The sequence below is a fragment of the Roseomonas elaeocarpi genome, assembly GCF_042433915.1.
Classification (GTDB): domain Bacteria; phylum Pseudomonadota; class Alphaproteobacteria; order Acetobacterales; family Acetobacteraceae; genus Roseomonas; species Roseomonas elaeocarpi.
The window spans coordinates 70,785-89,885 of the sequence record NZ_JBHLUN010000002.1 but is presented as its reverse complement, the minus strand read 5'-3'; the positions used below and the strand labels follow the sequence as shown (position 1 = coordinate 89,885).

18 protein-coding genes are annotated in these 19,101 nt (G+C 69.0%); 15 read left to right on the top strand and 3 right to left on the bottom strand.

Annotated features, from left to right (window positions below):
* Positions 1-41: 41 nt before the first annotated feature.
* Complete coding sequence (gene urtA, locus ACFFGY_RS02200; RefSeq protein WP_377042735.1) at positions 42-1,295, bottom strand: urea ABC transporter substrate-binding protein; 1,254 nt, start codon at positions 1,293-1,295, stop codon at positions 42-44.
* Positions 1,296-1,467: 172 nt separating this feature from the next.
* Between urtA and ACFFGY_RS22750 the strand changes: the two genes are divergently transcribed.
* The 10 genes from ACFFGY_RS22750 to ACFFGY_RS02145 all read left to right on the top strand — a co-directional run bounded on the left by ACFFGY_RS22750 (position 1,468) and on the right by ACFFGY_RS02145 (position 12,414).
* Positions 1,468-4,857, top strand: coding sequence for a hybrid sensor histidine kinase/response regulator (locus ACFFGY_RS22750; protein WP_456316141.1), 3,390 nt, complete (start codon positions 1,468-1,470; stop codon positions 4,855-4,857).
* Entirely contained in the window at positions 4,847-5,782 is a 936-nt protein-coding gene (locus ACFFGY_RS02185; RefSeq protein WP_377042733.1) for a response regulator, read from the top strand. The genes ACFFGY_RS22750 and ACFFGY_RS02185 overlap by 11 nt, the downstream gene beginning before the upstream one ends.
* Before the next feature lie 166 nt (positions 5,783-5,948).
* Complete coding sequence (locus ACFFGY_RS02180; RefSeq protein ID WP_377042731.1) at positions 5,949-7,151, top strand: CaiB/BaiF CoA transferase family protein; 1,203 nt, start codon at positions 5,949-5,951, stop codon at positions 7,149-7,151.
* Entirely contained in the window at positions 7,148-8,311 is a 1,164-nt protein-coding gene (locus ACFFGY_RS02175) for an acyl-CoA dehydrogenase family protein (protein ID WP_377042730.1), read from the top strand. The genes ACFFGY_RS02180 and ACFFGY_RS02175 overlap by 4 nt, the downstream gene beginning before the upstream one ends.
* Before the next feature lie 11 nt (positions 8,312-8,322).
* Entirely contained in the window at positions 8,323-8,748 is a 426-nt protein-coding gene (locus ACFFGY_RS02170; protein ID WP_377042729.1) for a MaoC family dehydratase, read from the top strand.
* 12 nt (positions 8,749-8,760) lie between these two features.
* Positions 8,761-9,222 (top strand): MaoC/PaaZ C-terminal domain-containing protein, encoded by a 462-nt coding sequence (locus ACFFGY_RS02165; RefSeq protein ID WP_377042728.1) that lies wholly within the window; start codon positions 8,761-8,763, stop codon positions 9,220-9,222.
* A complete protein-coding gene (locus ACFFGY_RS02160; RefSeq protein ID WP_377042727.1) occupies positions 9,219-10,148 on the top strand; it encodes a dihydrodipicolinate synthase family protein in 930 nt (309 codons plus the stop codon). The genes ACFFGY_RS02165 and ACFFGY_RS02160 overlap by 4 nt, the downstream gene beginning before the upstream one ends.
* Positions 10,145-10,435, top strand: coding sequence for a hypothetical protein (locus ACFFGY_RS02155; protein WP_377042726.1), 291 nt, complete (start codon positions 10,145-10,147; stop codon positions 10,433-10,435). Before ACFFGY_RS02160 ends, ACFFGY_RS02155 begins: the two co-directional genes overlap by 4 nt.
* 60 nt (positions 10,436-10,495) lie before the next feature.
* Positions 10,496-11,404: a LysR family transcriptional regulator gene (locus ACFFGY_RS02150; RefSeq protein ID WP_377042725.1), complete on the top strand. Its 909-nt coding sequence runs from the start codon at positions 10,496-10,498 to the stop codon at positions 11,402-11,404.
* 149 nt (positions 11,405-11,553) lie between these two features.
* On the top strand, positions 11,554-12,414 hold the full coding sequence (locus tag ACFFGY_RS02145; protein WP_377042724.1) for an ABC transporter substrate-binding protein: 861 nt from the start codon (positions 11,554-11,556) through the stop codon (positions 12,412-12,414).
* Between the two features lie 46 nt (positions 12,415-12,460).
* Here the strand turns inward: ACFFGY_RS02145 and ACFFGY_RS02140 are convergent, their stop codons facing one another.
* Positions 12,461-13,345: a dihydrodipicolinate synthase family protein gene (locus tag ACFFGY_RS02140; protein ID WP_377042723.1), complete on the bottom strand. Its 885-nt coding sequence runs from the start codon at positions 13,343-13,345 to the stop codon at positions 12,461-12,463.
* Between the two features lie 15 nt (positions 13,346-13,360).
* Positions 13,361-14,293, bottom strand: coding sequence for a dihydrodipicolinate synthase family protein (locus tag ACFFGY_RS02135; protein WP_377042722.1), 933 nt, complete (start codon positions 14,291-14,293; stop codon positions 13,361-13,363).
* A 129-nt stretch (positions 14,294-14,422) separates the two neighbouring features.
* Between ACFFGY_RS02135 and ACFFGY_RS02130 the strand changes: the two genes are divergently transcribed.
* Genes ACFFGY_RS02130 through ACFFGY_RS02110 form a run of 5 tightly spaced genes read left to right on the top strand, consistent with a single transcriptional unit; the run spans position 14,423 to position 19,089 of the window.
* Complete coding sequence (locus ACFFGY_RS02130) at positions 14,423-15,463, top strand: LacI family DNA-binding transcriptional regulator (RefSeq protein ID WP_377042721.1); 1,041 nt, start codon at positions 14,423-14,425, stop codon at positions 15,461-15,463.
* 6 nt (positions 15,464-15,469) lie between these two features.
* Positions 15,470-15,850 (top strand): tautomerase family protein, encoded by a 381-nt coding sequence (locus tag ACFFGY_RS02125; protein ID WP_377042719.1) that lies wholly within the window; start codon positions 15,470-15,472, stop codon positions 15,848-15,850.
* An 8-nt stretch (positions 15,851-15,858) separates the two neighbouring features.
* Entirely contained in the window at positions 15,859-17,001 is a 1,143-nt protein-coding gene (locus tag ACFFGY_RS02120; protein ID WP_377042718.1) for an acyl-CoA dehydrogenase family protein, read from the top strand.
* Position 17,002: 1 nt separating this feature from the next.
* A complete protein-coding gene (locus ACFFGY_RS02115) occupies positions 17,003-18,613 on the top strand; it encodes an acyl CoA:acetate/3-ketoacid CoA transferase (protein WP_377042717.1) in 1,611 nt (536 codons plus the stop codon).
* Complete coding sequence (locus tag ACFFGY_RS02110) at positions 18,610-19,089, top strand: MaoC family dehydratase (RefSeq protein WP_377042716.1); 480 nt, start codon at positions 18,610-18,612, stop codon at positions 19,087-19,089. The genes ACFFGY_RS02115 and ACFFGY_RS02110 overlap by 4 nt, the downstream gene beginning before the upstream one ends.
* Positions 19,090-19,101 lie beyond the last annotated feature (12 nt).

Sequence of the window (19,101 nt, the reverse complement as noted above, 5' to 3'; positions counted from 1 at the left end):
GGCTCGTGCGAACGGCGGGTCGCCCCGCCGCCCTTCTGCTTTCAGCCCCGGCGGTTCTTGTTCTCGGGAATGTAGGGCGACCAGTTCTCGGCCGGGATGGCGGTGGGCGTCTTGTAGACGATGTTGAACTGCCCGTTGTCCTGCACCTCGCCGATCATAACCGGCTTGGACAGGTGGTGGTTGGTGCCCATTGTTTCCTCGTAGCCGCAGGGCGTCATCAGTTTCTGGCCGTACATGGCCTCGCGCACCTTATCCACGCTCGTGGTGCCGGCCTTGGTGACGGCCTGCATCCACATGCGGAAGCCGGTGTAGGTGGCTTCCATCGGGTCGTTGGTCACGCGGCGGTCGTTCTTGATGTAGGCACGCCACATCGCCTTGAAGTCGTCGTTCGGCTTGCCCGGCACCGACATGAAGTAGTTCCAGGCCGCGAGGTGGCCGACCAGCGGCTTGGTGTCGATGCCGGCCAGTTCCTCTTCCCCGACGCTGAACGCCACGCAGGGAATGTCCTCGGCCTTGATGCCCTGGTTGCCGAGCTCGCGGTAGAAGGGAACGTTGGCGTCGCCATTGATGGTGGAAACGATGGCGGTGCGCTTGCCCTCGCCCGCGAAGCGCTTCACGCTGGAAACGATGCCCTGCCAGTCGGAGTGCCCGAAGGGGGTGTATTCCTCCATGATGTCGGCGTCCGCGATGCCCTTGCTGTTCAGGTACGCGCGCAGGATGCGGTTCGTGGTGCGGGGATAGACGTAGTCGGTGCCGAGCAGCGCGATGCGCTTCGCCTCGCCGCCGTCCTTGCCCATCAGGTATTCCACCGCCGGGATCGCCTGCTGGTTCGGCGCCGCGCCGGTGTAGAAGACGTTCCTCGACTGCTCCTCGCCCTCGTACTGTACGGGATAGAAGAGCAATCCGTTCAGCTCCTCGAAGACCGGCAGCACGGACTTGCGCGACACCGAGGTCCAGCAGCCGTAGGTCACGTCCACCTTGCTCACCGCCAGTAGTTCGCGCGCCTTCTCGGCGAACAGCGGCCAGTTCGACGCGGGGTCGACCACCACCGGCTCCAGCTTGCGGCCGAGCAGCCCGCCCTGGCTGTTGGCCCACTCGATCATCATCAGCACCGTGTCACGGAGCGCCGTTTCGCTGATCGCCATGGTGCCCGACAGCGAATGGAGCACGCCGACCTTGATCGGCGCGCCTTGCGCGAAGCCTGGGCGGATGGCGGGCAGCGCCAGGGCGCCGCCCAGGCCAAGTGCCAGCCGGCCGAGGCCGCGACGCGACATACCCTGGGTCTGCTGGGTCATTGATCTCTCCTGGCAGCGTCCCGGCGGCCGGGACATATGGATCATGGCCGGGGGATGCTGCTCTTGCTCATTCCGGGGGCGAATACGTCGAATGACGTAGCCGAGGCTGCGCTTGACGCCCCACCGGGGGGTGGAACACCCTCGGATCGCACCCCATCCGCCCGAGGCCCGATTGCCGACGCGCCAGCGCATCATCCGCATCCGGCGCGACTACAACCGCCTGGTCGCTGACGAAACGATGGAAGACTACGCGCTGCGCTTCACGGCGGAGCGGGCGCGCAGGTGGTCAGCCTTCGGCGTGGCCAATACCGCCCTGGGCTCGATCTCCTTCCTGGCGCTGGAAGCGATCGGTGGGGCGCTGACGGTGACGCACGGCTTCACGGTCAGCGTGGCCGCCATCCTGTTCGTGTCGGTGCTCATCTTCGCGCTGTCCATCCCGATCTGCTTCCACGCCGCGCGGGCGGGGGTGGACGTGGACCTGCTGACCCGGGGTGCCGGGTTCGGCTACGTCGGCTCCACGGTCACCTCCCTCATCTACGCCTCCTTCACCTTCCTGTTCTTCGGGATCGAAGCGGTGATCCTGGCCACGATGCTGGACAGCTTCTTCGGTGTGCCGCTCTGGCTCGGCTACATCCTGTGCGCCGTGGTGGCGGTGCCGCTGGTGGCCTACGGCATCACCTTCATAAGTCAGGTGCAGACCTGGACCCAGCCTGTCTGGCTGCTGCTGAACATCCTGCCGCTGGTGGCACTCGCCACCGCCCGGCCCGATTGGCTGAGGGACTGGACAGACTATGGCGGCCAGTACGGGACGAGGGGCGGAACGGACGGCTTCGACCTCCTTGGCTTCGGCGCCGCGGCCTCCATCCTGTTCGCGCTGATTACCCAGACGGCGGAGCAGGTGGATTACATGCGCTTCCTGCCGCCGCGTCGCACGCAACGCCCGGTCGTGTGGTGGACGGCGTTGCTGCTGGGCGGGCCCGGATGGGTGCTGTTCGACCTGATGAAGCTGCTGGCAGGCTCGTTTCTCGCCTACGCCGCGATCCGGGCGGGCATGTCCGCCTTTCACGCGGTGCAGCCGGCCGAGATGTACCGGCTGGCCTTCGGCTACCTCATCGCCTCGCCGACGCTGGTGCTGGCGGCAACCGCGATCTTTGTTGCGATCTCACAAATCAAAATCAACATCACGAACGCTTACGCCGGCTCGCTTGCCTGGTCGAACTTCTTCTCGCGCCTCACCCACAGCCATCCGGGGCGCGTGGTCTGGCTGGTGTTCAACAGCGCCATCGCCCTTCTGCTGATGGAGCTCGGCGCTTACGAGACGATGGAAAGCGTCCTGTCCGTCTACAGCGGCGTCGCGGCGGCCTGGATGGGGGCGCTGGTGGCGGATCTCGCGGTGAACAAACCGCTCGGCCTGTCGCCACCGGGGATCGAATTCAAGCGCGCTCACCTTTACGATGTAAATCCCGTGGGGGTGGGCAGCATGGCGCTCGCCGTCCTCGTGTCCTTCACGGCCTATCACGGCGTGCTGGGCTCGTTGGCGCAGGCCTTCGCGACCTTTATCGCCTTCGGCGTGGCTTTCATGGCGGCCCCGTCCATCGCCTGGGCCACAGGTGGCCGCTTCTACCTGGCGCGCAAGCCCCGCGCTGCCTGGGCCACGCGGACCGAACTGCAATGCGTGATCTGTGAGCACGTCTTCGAGCCGCGCGACATGGCGTACTGCCCCGTCTACACCGGCCCGATCTGTTCGCTCTGCTGCTCGCTCGACGCGCGCTGCGGCGATGGCTGCAAGCCGCAGGCGAGGCTGGCTGCGCAAGTCATAGGATCGCTGCGAAGCCTGCTGCCGACGCGCGTGACCGGGGCACTCGCAACGCCGGTCGGCTCCTTCCTGCTGGTCTTCCCGCTCTTCGTCGCCACGATCGGCCTTGTGTTCCTGCTGATCAGGGCGCAGGCGCCCGCCGTCGCGGGCCTCGACACGGCGCTGCGGAAAGCCTTCTTCGTGCTAGCCATCATCGGCGGTGTGGCGGCCTGGGCGCTGGTACTGGCGCGACAGAGCCAGCTGGTGGCGCAGGAGGAAACACGCCGTCAGACCACCCTGCTGATGAACGAGATCCGCGCCCACAAGCGCACCGACGCCGCGCTGCAGAAGGCCCGCGACGTTGCCGAGGCGGCCAACAAGGCCAAGAGCCGCTACGTCGTCGGCATCAGCCACGAGCTGCGCTCCCCTCTCAACGCCATCCTCGGCTATGCGCAGTTGCTGGAGCGCGACCCGTCGATCCCGGAGCGCCGGCGGGACGGGTTGCGCACCATCCGCCGCTCCGGCGAGCACCTGGCGGCGCTGATCGAGGGGCTGCTCGACATCTCCAAGATCGAGGCCGGACGGATCGAGCTTTACCGTGACGAGATCCGGCTGCCGGAATTTCTGGACGCGATTGTCGACATGATGCGCTTCCAGGCCGAGGCAAAGGGCCTCGCCTTCGTGTTCGACCCCCCGGAACGGGTGCCGCCCGTGGTGCATGCCGACGAGCGACGGCTGCGGCAGATCCTCATCAACCTCCTGAGCAATGCCATCAAGTTCACGCCGCGGGGCAGCGTGTCGTTCCGTCTGCGCTTTCGTTCCGAGGTGGCGGAGTTCGAGGTGACGGACACCGGCATCGGCATCCCCGAGGCAGACCTGCCGCGTATCTTCGAACCCTTCCAGCGCGGCGGAAACGCGCGCCTGCCCGCGACCCCCGGTGCCGGGCTCGGCCTGACCATCACCAAGGCGCTGACCGAGATCATGGGCGGCGAGATCACCGCGGCGAGCACGCCTGGGTCAGGCAGCCGCTTCCGGGTCAGGCTGCTGCTTTCGGGTAAGGTCCCGGCGCAGCAGACGGCGCCCGAGCGGCACATCACCGGCCAGACCCGGCGCGGCCGCCCGGCCGAGGTGCTGGTGGCCGACGACGACCCCGACCACCGCGCGCTGGTGGCCGACCTCTTGGAACCGCTGGGCTTCACCGTGCGGCAGGCGGCCGACGCCCCGGAAGCATTGCGGATCGCCCGGGAAGCGGCACCGGACCTTTTCCTGCTCGACATCGCCATGCCGGGGATGACGGGGTGGGAACTGGCCCGGCGCTTGCGCGAGGAAGCGGGGCAGTCCGCCCCGATCGTCATCGTCTCGGCCAACGTGCCCGAGGTCGGGGCGACCGGCGAGGGCCTCCACCACGACGACGTGCTGGCCAAGCCCGTGTCCTTGCCGGCTCTGCTGGACAAGATCGGCAGGTTGCTCGGGATCGCCTGGACCTTCGCTGACGCGCCCCCTGCGCCGTTGCTGGGCGGCAGGCTGAACCTCGCTCCGGCACAGGCGGCCGAGCTGCGGCAACTGGCCGTCATCGGCTACGTCGGCGGTATCCGCGACAGGCTGGACGCCCTGGAGCGGGAAGATCCAGGCGCGCGCGACGCCGTTGCCGCCCTGCGGAGCCTGATCGCCGAGTACCGGCTGGACGACTTCCTGGCCGCCCTGTCGGGGGCTTCGGAAGCGGCGGATGACCCAGGAACTGGTCCGGGAAGCCCCCATGACCGCTGACGCGCCGCGCCGCGACATCGTGCTGGTGGTCGACGACGCCCCGGGCACGCTGGGGATGTTGAACGACACGCTGGAGGCTGCGGGCCACATGGTGCTCGTGGCGCAGTCGGCCGCCGCGGCCATGGCGGTGATCGAGCGCATCACGCCCGATATCGTGCTGCTGGACGCGGTCATGCCGGGGATGGACGGCTTCGAGGCCTGCCGCCGCATGAAGCGCGACGCGCGCCTCGTTTCCGTGCCCGTGATCTTCATGACCGGCCTGGCCGACAGCGAGGACGTGGTGCGCGGCTTCGAGGCGGGGGGTGTGGACTACGTGATCAAGCCCGTGGTGCCGGGCGAGGTGCTGGCCCGCCTCGGCGCGCACCTGGCCAATGCGCGACGGACGCGAAGTGCCCATGCGGCGCTGGACGTGGCCGGGCGTTTCCTGCTGGCAGTGGACCGTGATGGTGAGGTGCTCTGGGCCACGCCCCAGGCGGCGATCCTCCTTCGCCTCGTCGGCGCGTCCGCTCCCGGTGCCACGAGACCCGCGGTGGCCGGTGTGGGAGAGGGGGCGCGCATTCCGGGCTGGGTACCGCCGGCCGGCGACGAGGTGAACACCCCGCCCACCGTAATCCTGCCTGATGGCCGCACGGTGGAGTTTCATCACGTCGGTCGCATCAGCCGGGACGAGATCCTGCTCCGGGTCACGGCGCACGACCCCTACGCCGAAGAGAACCTGCTGCGCATGCGCCTCGGGCTGACGGTACGCGAAGCAGAGGTGCTGCTCTGGCTCGGTCGCGGCAAGTCCAACCGCGACATTGCCGAGATCTTGGTGATGAGCCCACGCACGGTGAACAAGCATCTGGAAGGCATTTACAGCAAGCTGGGTGTTGAAAATCGTGCCTCGGCCGCTGCGGTGTCGGTCCGGGCGCTCGGGAGTGGCTGATCCGGAGCGCCTGGAGCCATGTGAGCCTCGCGACGGAGCATGAGAGATCTGCATTTACCGAAGTTATACCGGGGTGCCTGATTCGGATTGCTAACCGCCTTGGCTTGGTCCCGCAGCCTTGCGAGCGTACGGCGGATGTACCCTAGACCGACACGGGAGCGGCGGCATGGACCTTCTTGAGGGTGTTCGCGTCGTCAGCTTCAATCACTTCCTGGCTGGTCCTCTTGCGGCACAAATCCTGGCCGACCTCGGTGCGGAGGTCATCGCGGTTGAACCTCCAGGAGGCGCATTTCACCGCAACTGGGCCGTCGCTGGGCACTTCGTCGGGGGGCAGAGCGTCAACTTCCTTTCAACGGGCCGCAACAAGCGCAGCCTCGCGGTGGACGTGAAGCATCCGGAGGGTCGAGCCGTGGTGGCGCGTCTGCTGCGTGAAGCGGATGTGGTGATGGAGAACTTCCGGCCCGGCACCATGGAGCGCATGGGCTTCGGGCACGAAGCTTTGCGAGCCGGGAACCCTCGTCTGATCTACGCTGCCGCCAGCGGGTTCGGCTCCTCAGGCCCGTACCGGGACCGACCGGGCCAGGACCTGCTGCTTCAGGCCATGTCGGGCCTGGCTGCCCGCAGCGGTCGCGCCGACGGCCCGCCCACTCCGGCTGGCGCGGTGGTGGTCGATCAGCACGCGGCGATGATCTACGCCATGGCGATCCTGGCGGCACTGTTCCGACGGGAGCGTACGGGGGCGGGTCGCCTCGTCGAGGTCAACCTCTTCCAGGCCGCGCTTGACCTGCAAACCGAGGCGCTGACCGCCTTTCTGAACGGTGCTCCTTCCGCGTCACCACGAGCGCCCGGGGGCATCGCCTCCTGGTTCAGCGCAGGTCCTTATGGTCTCTACGCTACGGCGGATGGTCACCTGGCGCTGTCCATGTCGCCCCCTTCCACGGTCGGGGCGGCGTTGGAATTGCCGGCCCTCGCCGCCATTCCCGAGAACGAAGCATTGCTTCGGCGAGAGGAGATCGCCCGCCTCGTCACCGAGCGTCTGCGCGAGCAGCCAACCGCGCACTGGCTGCCGGGGCTGGAGCGCGAGCGCATCTGGCACGCTCCCGTGGCCGACTATGGCGACCTGCCGGACGACCCGCAACTCCAGCACCTGGGGGCCTTCGCCACGCTCGATGGCGCCACCGGCCATCCGGTGACGCTGGTGAGCCACCCCGCCCGCTACGACGGTCAGGTACCCGCGGTGCGGCTGGTGCCGCAGCCACTGGGCGCTCAGACGCGCGGGATCCTGGGCGAGCTCGGCTACGCGCCAGGTGAGATCGAGGCGCTGCGCGAAAGCGGCGCGGTGAGCTGGCCGGAAGGAACCGCGGCATGATCGACTTTTCCGTTCCCGAGGACATCCGGCTGCTGACGGAAACGGTGCGCCGCTTCGTCACCACCGAGGTGCAGCCCCTGGAAGCCGAGGTCGAGAGCCTCGGCCAGGTTCCCGAAGGCAAGCTGCGCCCGCTGCGCGCGAAGGCGCAGGAACTGGGCCTCTTTGCCATGAACATGCCGGCCGAGGTCGGCGGCGGCGGCCTGTCCGTGGTTGAGATGTGCCTGGTCGAGGAAGAACTGGGCAAGACCTCCGACGCGCTGATCCGTCGCGTCTTCGGGCAGGTCTACCCGATGCTGATGGTCTGCAGGGGTGAGCAGCGGGACCGTTACCTTCTGCCCACCGTGCGTGGCGAGAAGATCTGCGCCATGGCGATCACCGAGCCCGGTGCCGGCTCCGACGCGGCCGCGATCTCTACCACCGCGCACCTCGACGGCGAAGAATGGGTGCTCAACGGCACCAAGCACTACATCAGCGATGGGGACGTGGCGGACTACACCATCGTCATGGCCGTGACCGACGCCGAGAAGCGTGCGCGCGGCGGCATCACGCTGTTCCTGGTGGACCGCGATACCCCGGGCTTCACCGTGGCACGGAAGCAGCCGATGATGGGCCATCGTGGCTACGGCCACGCGGAGCTGAGCTTCAACGAGTGCCGCATCCCGCGTGACGCTGTGCTGGGCGAGGTCGGCGGCGGCTTCCGGCTGATTATGGGCAGCGTGTCGGCCATCCGCCTCGGCCATATCGGCGCCCGGGCGGTCGGCATGGCGACGCGCGTGCTGGAGATGATGCGCGTCCAGGCTGCCGAGCGCCGGCAGTTCGGGCAGCCGATCGGTGAATTCCAGATGGTGGGGCAGATGATCGCGGACTCTGCCGCCGAGATCTTCGCGACGCGGATGATGGTGCTCAACACGGCCTGGGAGATCGACCGCGGCGTGGATGCGCGCGACAAGGTTTCGATGGTGAAGTTCAGCGCCTCGGAAATGCTGTGCCGCGTGGCGGATCGCGGCATCCAGATCTTCGGCGGCGCCGGCTACAGCAAGGAGCTGCCGCTGGAGCGCATCTACCGCGACGCACGGGTGACGCGGATCTACGACGGAACCTCCGAAATCCACCGGATGCTGGTCGCACGCGGCGTGATCAAGCACGGGCTGTCGCTGTGAGCGCCGCCACGATGCCAGAGCCCGGGGCGCGCATCACCTTCCGCAAGACGCTGACCAGTGCCGAGCAGGCCTTCTTCACCGGCATCTCCGGCAATCTCGGCCCTCTCTACGTGGATGCCGCCCGCGCCAGGGCGGAGGGTGCGCCGGGAATGGTGGCCTTCGAGCTGATCCTGGGGGCGCTGGCCAGCACCTGCCTTGCGCGGCTGGGCGGGCCATCGCGGCGGATCGGCGCGATGAACCTGCGCTTCCTCGGCGCGGTGCCGGTGGGCGGCACGGTGGAGGCGGGGGCCGAGATCGTGGCGGCCGAGGGTGAAACCCTGCACCTGCGCCTGACCGGCCTGCTCGACGGCACCGGCCCCGTCATGGAGGGCGAGGCGACGCTGGTGCCGGTGCGGGACGTCGCGTCGCGCTCCGCCTGCCTCCATCCCGGCAGCTGAGGGCCGAGCGGCATGTACGACCCCAAGCCCTTCGACAGCCTGGCCGTGGGCGACCGCGCCGTGGTCAGCAAGACGGTCACCGAGGCGGACGGCGCGCTCTACATCGCCGCCACCGGGGATTTCGGCCCGGTGCACGTGGACGAGGGCTATGCCGGCGGCACTCGCTTCGGACGGCGGCTCGCGCCCGGCATCATGGTGGCGGGGCTTTGCACCAGCGTCCTGACGGCCGAGCTCGCGGGCACGATCGGCGTGTCGGTGGAGGACCGCTTCTGGTTCACCGGCCCGGTCTTCTACGGTGACACCGTCACGATCGAGGTCTGGATCGCGGAGCGGCACCCCGACACCCGCACCCTCGTGTGGGAGGCCAGCGCCCGCAACGAGGCGGGGTTGGAGGTTCTCAAGGCTCGCGCCACGTTGAAGTACCCGCGCCCAAAGCCGGGTCCGCCGCCCGGGCTCGCGGAGAGCGCCGCATGAGCACCCGCTTCCACGGCCTCTACGCCTCCGTGGTCTGTCCGATGCGCCGCGACGGCACGGTGGACGAGGAGGCCTTCACCAGTCACCTCCGTGACGTGTTGGGCTGCCCCGGGATGCACGGCCTGCTGGTCAATGGCCACGCGGGCGAGAACACGCTGCTGACGCCCGAGGAGATGCACCGGGTGGTGCAGCTTGCGCGCGCGGCGGCCGGCCGGGCACCGGTGGTGGCCGGCGTCGCGGCCGAGGGGAGCGCGTCGGCGGCGGCGCTGTCGCGTGACGCGGCGGATGCCGGGGCCGACGCCATCATGGTCTTCGCGCCGTTTTCCTGGGCAATGGGCGTGGATCCGCGCGTGGCGCTGCGCCACCACCAGGCAATCCACGATGCGACGGAGCTTCCCCTCTTTCTGTTCCAGGGCTCGGTCCGGTCCGGCGGCCTGCACTTTCCGCCTGCCCTGCTACGGGCGCTGGTGCAACTTCCGCGCGTGGTGGGCATCAAGGAAGGCAGCTGGGACAGCGCGGCCTACGATCTGACGCGCGAGGTCGTGACGGCGGAGCGGCCCGGTGTCGCGGTAATGGCGTCGGGTGACGAGCATCTCCTCGCCTGCTTCGCCGCCGGCTCGGCCGGCAGCCTCGTCAGCCTGGCGGCGGTGGTGCCGGAGCTGATCGTGGCGCTGCACCGTGCCGTGCGGGCGGGCGACATGACGGCAGCGCGGCAGTTGCACGAACGGGTGCAGCCGCTGGCACGCGCGATCTACGGCGCGGCGCCGCCGGGTCTCGCCACGCCGAGGCTGAAGGCCTGCCTGCACCTGCTGGGCCGCATCCCGGAGGCGACCTGCCGCGCGCCGCTGCCGGAACTGGACGCGGAGGAGCGCGCGGTGCTCCGCGCGGCGATGACCGCGGCAGGCGTGGAAGGGATCATGGCATGACTGGAACGCCCTGGCTGCACATCGTGCGCGTCAACGTCGCCCCCGAGATCGAGGCGGAATTCAATCGCTGGTACGAGGAGAAGCATATTCCCGACCTTCTCGGCTGCCCGGGCTGGCTTTCGGCGCGTCGCTACCTGTCCGAGGATGGCGGTCCGCGCCACGTCGCGGTCTACGAGATCAGCGGTCCCGAGGCCTATGCTTCGCCGGAATTCGCGGCGGTGCAGGGCTTCGGTCCCCTCACGCCGCATATCCGCGACTTTCAACGGCAGGTGTTGACGCCGCGGTAAGGCGGCTCGGGACGGCTGGCCCGGTTCCTGCTTGGCTTCCTCTCAGGATGAGGAGGCGTCATGTTGAACCTGCGCCAGCTCGAGGTGCTGCGTGCCGTGATGCGTCTGCGTACGACAGTGGGCGCAGCGACTGAGCTCGGCATGTCGCAGCCGGCGGTGAGCAACGCCATCAAGAACATGGAGGCGCATCTCGGCTTTCCGCTGTTCCACCGTGTCAGCAACCGGCTGCTCCCCACCGAGGAAGCCGCGGTGCTGTTCCAGGACAGCGAGCCGTTGTTCCTGATGTTCCAGGGTATCCGGCAGAAGGCAGGCGATCTGCGCGCCAGTCGCATTGGCCGGGTGCGCGTCACCGCGACGGCGGAACTCTCGGAGTCGCTGCTGCCGCGAGTGGTGGAGCGCTTCGCGCCGAACCATCCGAAGGTCGCGCTGAGCATCGAGACGCGCTCCATGACCGAAATGCTGGACGGACTTGAAGCGGGCATCACACATCTGGGCCTGGTGATGGAACCCGACCCCCGCCCGGGTATCGAGGCGCAGCCGCTGGTGCAGCTCGACATGGTTTGCGCGTGCCCGGCGGGAAGCCCCCTGGCAAGTCTGCCCTTCGTCACGCCGGGGGACCTGCAGAACGGCGTGGTGATCGCACCGCCGGCCGGCACGCGCGTGCACGGGCTGGTGGCGGAAGCCTTCCGCCGCGCCGCGCAACCTTTCGCACCGACCGTCGAGGTCCGCTTCATGAACGTGGGTGCGCGGCTGGTGGAACGTGGCCTGGGCAGCAGCGTGGTGGATCCGCTCACCGCGGCAGCGGGCGGCGAGGGGCTGGTGGTGCGGCCATTCCGGCCGGCCGTGCCGATCACGATCTACGCCGTGCTGGCGCATGGCAAGCCGGTGTCGCGGCTGGTGCGATCCTTCCTCGCTGAAGTGCGCGAAACGCTGCGCGATACGTTTCCGCCGCTGCGCGCCAGCGCCTGACGCCGCAGCCTATTTGCTGGCGACATAGTTCGATGCCTTGTTCTGATAGTGTCGCGTGCTGTGCGCGTGACACGCTGAACCCTAGCCTCGCTTTCGATCCTGCGGCCACGCGGCCTTTCGCCGTGACGCGACGAACCGGAGACACGACGTTGAGATCACGCACGCGCTTCAAGCTTGTTCTGGCCGCTGCCCTGTTCACGATGCCGCTGCCCTTCATGGCCTCCGCCCGGGCGCAAGGCTGCGCCCCCGTCGCGGCGATCGCGCCGAGCCATCTGGTGGAGGCCGGCAAGCTGCAGCTCGCGATCAATCCCACCTTGCCGCCGCAGCAATTCGTGGACAGCAAGGGCGAGCTGCAAGGCCTGAACGTCGAGCTCGGCAACGACATCGCCAAGCGTCTCTGCCTGCAGATGAGCTTCGTGCGGATGGACTTCCCGCCGATGATCCCGGCGCTTCAGGCCGGGCGCTTCGATGGCATCCATACCGGCATGTTCTGGACGGAGGAAAGGTCGAAGATCCTCTTTCTCGTGCCCTACGCGTTGCAGTCGATCAGCATCACCGTGCCGGCGAACAGCAGCCTGAAACTGGCGGATCCGGACGACCTCGCTGGCAAGACCGTGGTGATCGAGGTCAACACCTATCAGGAGCGCTGGCTCAAGGGCCTGAGCGACGACCTGGTGAAGCGTGGCAAGGCGGCCATCAACGTGCGCGGCTTCACCACCGCGACGGAAGCGATGACGGCGCTGCGGGCGGGCCAGGCCGATGCCGCGGCGCTGCTGGACTACATGGCCGTGGACATGACCCGGCGCGGCGTGGTGAAGACCGAGCTGTTCCGCCTCGGGGGCGCGCCCAGCGCGATGGCCTTCCGCGACCGGAGCGTGGCCGAGGCCGTGGCCAAGGCGCTGACCGCTGCGCGCGACGACGGCTCCTACGGCAAGCTGTTCGACCGGTTCGGGCTGACGCAGCTGCCCGCGGACCAGCCCTTCGCCATCCGTGGCACCGGTCCCGGCTGAGTGGATGCGCGGGGCGGAGGGTTCAGATCCTCCGCCCCGCACCGCGTCAGCCGAAGCGCAGCGCCAGCTTCGCTACGATGTCGCGCGCCACGGCGTCCTGTGCGTCCGGCAACGGCAGGCGCGGCGGGCGCGGCGTGCCGACAGGCAGGCCCATATGGCCGAGCAAGGCCTTGCTGCCGGCGACGTAGCGCTGGCCGCCCACGAATTCGATCAGCGGCAGGTAACGGAGGTAGAGGCTGCGCGCTTCGCTGACGCGTTCCTCATCCGCCACCAGGGTGAAGAGCCGCGACAGCGCCTGCGGCGCGGCGTTGGAGGCGACGGCGACCCAGCCTTCCGCCCCCTCCACGAAGGATTCGAAGCCCAGGATGCCGCCGAACACCGTCATGCGGTCGCCGCACAGGCGCAGGATGTCGCGCACGCGCGTGACCTCGAGCGTCGACTCCTTGATGTAGCGGCAGTTGTCGATGGTGGAGAGCCGCGCCACCACCGGCGGCGTGAGGTCCACGTTGGCGGTTGCGGGATTGTTGTAGAGCATGATCGGCAGGCCGATCGCGCCGGCGATCGTCCTGTAGTGGTGGTACAGCTCGTCCTCGGTGGGCGTGGAATAGAAGGGCGGGATGATCATCACGCCGTCCGCGCCCAGCGCCTCTGCACGGCGGCTCAGCCGCACCGCCTCGCGCGTGTCCTCGGCACCGGTGCCGATCAGCACCGGCACGCGGCCGGCGGCCTGGCGGATCACCGTCTCGGCGACGGCGACGTGCTCCTCGTCGGACAGGCTCAGGAACTCGCCGGTGGAGCCCAGCGGGATCAGCCCGTGGATACCCTGCTCGATCTGCCAGTCCACGAAGCGCCGCAATGCCGCGAGGTCCAGCGCGCCCGCCTCGGTGAAGGGCGTGACCATGACGGTAAAGGTGCCGCGAAAGGTCTTCATGGCGTGTGGAACCCCTCAGGCGCCGAGCAGGCCGGCAGCGACCAGGGCGGCACGGATCTCGCCGCGCTCGGCGGGCTCGATCGGCAGCAGCGGCGGGCGCGGATCGGGGTGGGGCAGCAGGCCCATCAGGTGCAGCGCCGTCTTCATCCGGTTGTGCATGTCGAGCGCCGGGCGGCGATAAAAGACGCGGGTCAGCGGCAGCAGGCGCGCGTTGGCGCGGCGGGCGGCCGCGATGTCGCCGCGTTGCGAGGCCGCAAACATGTCCGCCAGGATCGCCGAGGCCACGCTGCCCACGCCCGAAAGGATGCCGTCCGCACCGTAGGCGAGGGAGGCGAAGAGCCAGGTGTTGTTGGTGGTCAGCACCGTGACCGGGCGCCCGCAGCCGCGGATGGCCTCCAGGCTGGCCTCGTAGGCGGCGGGGATGTCGCTGCCCTCCTTCACGGCGATGATGCCGGGCACTTCGCGGCACAGGCGCCCCAGCAGCTCCGGCGCGTAGCCGAGGCCCGACGCGCGGCTGAGCTGGAACAGCACGATCGGCAGCGCCGTGGCGGCGGCGACCGCGGACACGAAGCGCAACGCCATCTCGGGGCGCGCTTCCGCACCGCCCGCGAAGAGGAGGGGCGGGAACAGCAGGATCGCGTCGGCCCCTGCCTCGGCCGCGTCCCGGGCCAGCGCGCAGGCGCCGCGCGTGTCCTCCGCCACCACGCCCGCCACGACGCCGACCCGCTCGCCCGCTACCTCGCGCGCCGCGCGGATCACGGCCTGACGCTCCTCGCGATCGAGCGAAGTGGCCTCGCCCGCATGCCCGTTCACCACCAGCGCCCGAACGCCGTCGGTTTCCGCCAGGTGGCGCAGATGGGCGCGCAAGGCGCCTCCGTCGATGCTGCCATCGGGGGCGAAGGGGGTGAGGGAAGCGGGCCAGATGCCGCCGATGCCGGTGAGGTCCATGGAGTTCTCCTGCCGCCCGCCACGATCAGCTGTCGCAAACGATTGCGGCGTATCTGACGCAAGTTCTTCGTTGCGGTCAAACGAATATGCCGACGAGATGCAGCTTGCGCCCGCAAACGTTTGCGGTCCATGCTGCGCCGCATGAATGGTCCGGTCACGCTTCGCGACGTGGCACTCGCCGCCAAGGTGTCGGTGAGCACCGCCTCACGTGCGCTCACCGGCGCCGGCCTGACCAGCCGTGGCACGGAGCAGCGGCTGCAGCGCATCGCGGCGGAGCTCGGCTACCGCCCCAACACGCTGGCGCGCGGGCTCAAGACCCGCTCCTCCAAGCTGGTCGGGCTGGTGGTGCACAACCTCACCAACGCGTCCTTCCGCGTGCTCGCCGAGGTGGTGGGCGAGCGGCTGCGGGCGGCGGGCTACCAGATGCTGCTCTGCGTGACATCGGATGAGCCGGAGCGGGAGCGCGAAACCATCGCGACGCTGACGGACCAGCGGGTGGACGGCCTTATCATCTGCCCGACCGGCCGGAACGGTGCGCAGCTCGCGATGCTGGAGCGCGGCAATACGCCGGTGGTCTGCGTGGTCCGGCAGGACCCGGCCGCGGAAGCCGAGACCGTGCTCGCGGCCGACCCCGAAGGCGCCTACGCCGGCACGCGCTATCTCCTCGAACTGGGGCACCGGCGCATCGGGCTGATCGTGGGGCGGCAGGAAACCACCTCGGGCCGGGAGCGGCTGTCGGGTTACCGGCGCGCGCTGGAGGAGGCCGGGCTGCCCTTCCTGGCCGAGCTGGTTCATGCCGGCCCCTACGTGCCGGAAACCGGTCTGGCTGGCTGCGCGGCGCTGCTGGACCGCCCCCACAGGCCGACCGCCCTCTTCGTGGCCAATCATGAGTCGACGCTGGGCGTGCTGCGCGGCGTCGCCGAGCGCGGGATCGCGGTGCCGGACGGGCTCTCGCTGCTCTGCTACGAGGACATGCCCGGCCTCGCCTGGCAGCGGCCGGCGATCAGCGTCGTGGACAGCGGCGCGGTGGCGATGGCGGAACTGGCGGCCGATCGCCTGTTGCAACGCCTCGGCGGTGGGGCCGGCGCGGCCTTGCGGCGCGGCCAGGAATACCGCGTCGGCGCGCGGCTGATCCGGCGACAGTCCTGCAGCCCCCACACGGAAGCCTGACCGTTCATGCCCTATGTCGAGATCCTGGCACCTCCCGTTCTGCCCGAAACCCGTCAGGCGGTGGCCGAGGGCGTCACCGCAGGGATCTGCGAGGCCTTCGCCGTCGGGCCGCAGACGGTGACGCTCTACTTCCTCGACGTCGCCGGGGCGCACTACGCCCATGCCGGGCGGGCGGGCGAGGCGGCCGGAACCCAGAGGATCTTCGTGAAGGTCCACGCCTACCGTCGCGGCGTGGCGGAGCGGCGCGCGGCGGCGGCGGCGCTGACGCCGGCGCTGGCGCGGCACTACGGCGTGCCCGAGGCGACGCTGGCCATCTACTTCTTTGATCGCGCCAAGGACGAGGTGGCCCATGGCGGCCGGCTTTCCTCGGACGTGCAACCGGACTGAGACCGCCGATGCATCCCTTCCTGTCCGAGGAACTCGTCGCGCTGCGCGACACCGCCCGACGTTTCGCGGAGCGCGAGGTCCTGCCGCGTGCCGCCGCAATCGACCGGGAAGACCGCTTCGACCGTGAGCTCTATCGCGGCATGGCGGAAATCGGCCTTTTTGCCGTGGCACTGCGTGAGGAGGCGGGCGGGGCCGGCATGGGCGCGCTCGGCGCCTGCGTGGCGATGGAGGAGCTGGCGCGCTGTTCCGGCGCGGTGGCCAATGCCTTCGCCATCCCGGTGGAAGCGGCGCTGTTCCTCGACCAGCACGGCAATGCCGCTCAGCAGGCCAGGATCCCTGGCATCCTGTCGGGCGAGATCATCCCCGCCACCGCCGTTACCGAGCCCGACCATGGTTCCGACGTGGCGGGCCTTCGCACCACCGCGCGGCGCGACGGCGAGGGCTGGGTGCTCAACGGGACCAAGGCCTGGGTGACGCTTGGGGGCGTGGTGGACGCGCTGATGGTCTTCGCCCGCACCGCCGAGGATGGCGGGCACCGCGCGATCAGTTGCTTCCTGCTCGACGGTAAGTCTCCCGGCCTGCTTCGCGGCAAGAACGAGGAGCTGCTGGGCATGCACGGGCTGGAGGATTGCCAGATCACGCTCGATGGCGTGCGAGCCCCGGCCGACGCCCTGGTCGGGCCCGAGAACGGCGCTTTCAAGATGGCCATGGCGAACTTCAACTTTTCCCGCCTGATGATGTCGGCCATGGCGCTCGGCATCGCCCAGGCGGCCTTCGAGGACGCGGTGAGCTACGCGAAGTCGCGGAAGCAGTTCGGCGGTCCGATCATCAACTTCCAGGCGGTGCAGTTCATGCTGGCCGACATGTCCACCGAGATCGACGCGGCGCGGCTGCTGATCCACCACGCGGCGCGCCTCTACGACGCCGGGCTGCCGATCGTGAAGGAAGCGGCGCAGGCCAAGCTATTCACCACCGACATGGCCACCCGCAACGTGTCCAACGCGCTGCAGATCCACGGCGGCAACGGGTATTCCCGCGAATACCGGGTGGAGCGCCTGTTCCGCGATGTCCGCCTCGCGCAGATCTACGAGGGCACCAACCAGATCCAACGCCTCATCATCGCCCGTCAGGTCGAACGGGAGATGGCGTGACGTGAGCGCCATCGGTCCGCGCCAGGTCAGCGCCGACGAGGCGGCCGCGCTGATCCGCGACGGCGACTTCCTCATCGTCGGCGGCAATGGCGGCACCGGCGTGCCGGAAGCCGTGATCGAGGCGGTGGAGCGGCGCTTCCTGGCGGGGCAGGGGCCGCACGACCTGACGCTGTTTCACGTCACCGGCCTCGGTGCCACCACCGAGCACGGCATGTGCCACTTCGTGCATCGCGGCCTCGTGCGGCGCGTGATCGGCGGCCACTACGGCCCGCAGGTGCCTTTCATGGCGCTGATCGATAACAACGAGATCGAAGCCTATAACTTTCCGCAGGGCGTGATGACGGGGCTCTGCCGTGCCATGGCCTCCAACCAGCCTGGTGTGCTGACCCATGTGGGTCTCGAAACCTACATGGACCCGCGGCTGGGTGGCGGCCGCATGAACCCGCGGACCGAAGAACAGCTTGTGGAGCTGGTCACCCTCCCGGACCGGGAACGGGGCATGCGGGAATGGTTGCTCTACCGCGTGCCGGGCGTGCCGAAGATCGCCATCATCCGCGGCACCACCGCGGATGAGGACGGCTATGTCAGCATGGAGCACGAGGCGACGACGCGCGAGGAGTTGTCGATCGCCCAGGCGGTTCGCAACGCCGGCGGCATCGTCATCTGCCAGGTGGAGCGCCTGGCTCGCCGCGGCACGCTGCACCCGCAGATGGTGAAGATCCCGGGCTACCTGATCGACTTCATCGTGGTCGACCCGAACCAGATGCAGACCTTCGGCACGCGCTTCGATCCCAGCCGCTGCGGCGAAACGCGGGTGCCGACCTCCTCCATCCTGCCCGACCCCATGAGCGAACGCCGCGTCATGGCGCGTCGTGCGGCCTTCGAGCTGCGACCGGGCGACGTGGTGAACCTTGGTGTCGGGGTGTCTGCCATGATCCCCAACGTCGCGGCCGAGGAGGGGATCGAGGATCTGATCACGCTCACCGTCGAAGCCGGCGTGATCGGCGGCGTGCCAGGGCATGCCCGTGAATTCGGCACCGCGGTCAATCCGCGTGCGATCCTGGATCAGGGCTACCAATTCGACTTCTACGACGGCGGCGGCCTCAGCTGCGCCTTCCTGAGCTTCGCCGAGGTCGATGCCGAGGGCAACGTCAACGTCACCCGCTTCGGCAACCGCTTCGCCGGCGCCGGCGGCTTCATCAACATCACCCAGAACACGCGGCGGTTGGTGTTCAGCGGCACGCTGACGGGCGGTGGCCTCGACGTCGCGGTCACGGCGGGCGGTCCCGAGATCCGGTGCGAAGGACGCCTGCGGAAGTTCGTGCGCGTGGTGGATCAGGTGAGCTTCAGCGGCCATCTCGCGCGCAGCAAGGGGCAGGAGGTCACCTTCGTGACCGAGCGCGCGGTGTTCCAGCTGGCGGCCGAGGGCGTCGTACTGACCGAGCTCGCCCCGGGCCTGCGCCTGCAGGAGGACGTGCTCGATCGGATGGATTTCGCGCCCCTCGTCAGCCCGGCGGTGAAGCCGATGGACGAGCGCCTGTTCCGCCCCGGTCCGATGGGGTTGCGCGACGGCTTCCTTTTGCAGGCCGCCCGCGCGAAGGTGGCGCGATGAGCGGCAGCCTGTTCTTCGAGGACGTGGAAGTCGGGCGGGAATACGTCACCGGCACGCACCGGATGACGGCCGCGCAGATCGCAGCTTTCGCGGAACTGACGCGCGATCACCACCCGCTGCACATGGATGACGCATATTGCCGCGCGCGTGGCTTCCCCGCGGTGATCGCGCACGGGCTCTTCGGCTTGTCGCTGATGGAGGGGCTGAAAACAGAGCTTCGCCTGTACGAGACCACCTCCATTGCTTCACTGGGCTGGGACAAGGTCCGCTTCCGCCGGCCGGTGCTCGCGGGCGACGAGTTGCACCTTCGCATGCGCTTCATTGCCAAGCGGCCTAGCCGTCAGCCGGGGCGCGGCATCGTGACGGAGTTCCTGGAACTCGTGAACGCCCGCGACGAGGTCGTCATCGACGCGGAGCATGCTTCGTTGATCCTCGGCCGGAGCGGTGCGAACAGGGACGTGCACGCTTCTTGCTAGGCATAGCCTTCC